A 1,037-nucleotide genomic window follows, 5' to 3' on the forward strand; every position below is an offset into this window, starting at 1 on the left:
CCCCTGCCTCACCGCCGACGCCGCCCACATCAACCTCGACGAGGTTGCACGACGGTAAAGCAGCAACCGGGGCAAGGAACAGCAGTCACGATCCCGATTCGCCCGAGCAGCGAATCGAGGAGAGAAATCGCCCAGAAATCCCAGCGGTCATGTCACCAGCACAACCCCGCGGCATGAATAGGTACAAGACCAATCACGGCCACCAGGACAAGTCAGAAAGGGTACCCGGATGACCGCAGATCCCAGCAGGCGGAGGACTCATTAGCCGGGGCTCTGCTCCCGCCACCCACACAACCGAACAGGCTGCCGCGGCGGCCAGGCACCAGCCGCAACAAGCGTCAGAGAGACCCAGCAGGGTGAATGTACACACGTTAAAGCAAAAACCCCCTCTGACGAGGGGGAATGCTRTGCCCGAGGTGGGACTCGAACTGAATTCCTTCCCCCACAAACACTGGACTCCCCCGGAACCATACGGAATACGGGCCAGCCCGGCACCGGTACGACCCGATCCGACGCCCAAAGTGTGTACTTTGTACACACCCCCGAATTCGCCCTTCTGAGCACGCCGAACGACAACTGCACTCTCTGACGGTTGGTGCTGTCGATTTTCAGGTACTGGCCAGGATTCACCACGGGTCCGGCAGTCTGGATGGTGGTTTGGGCGGCGTCGTTGAGCACCTGGGCTGCCGTTGCCGCTGCCGGCCCCGGGCCCGGCCCTCCGGCCGCAATATCGAAGGCCGGGCCGCGATGCCCAGAACAGCTGAGGCCGGGCCTCGCGGCCTAGCATTCAACGTTGGCGGCCTCCCGCGTTGTTGGACGGCGCACGGGCTATCAGCGTTCCTGCCTCAGCGGATTCCCCGTCGCCGGGCGAGCGAACTGATCGACGCCGAATTGTGCACGGCGAAGGAGACCCTTCCGGGGAGGAATCTGTCCTCAGACCAGAGCAGGGGCACACCAGCCGGATCGGTGGCGCGGCGGATCTCCCGGAGCAGGCCAGTGCCTTCGGCGCAGCCCAGGTCCTGGGCATCGGTCTTGTC

1 pseudogene is annotated in these 1,037 nt (G+C 64.1%); it reads right to left on the reverse strand.

The annotated features are described in order from the left end of the window. Positions 1-845: 845 nt before the first annotated feature. Positions 846-1,037, reverse strand: a pseudogene (locus AC1DEY_RS23680) (hypothetical protein); the annotation flags it as partial.

Source organism: Arthrobacter sp. 05T47 (genome assembly GCF_056395825.1).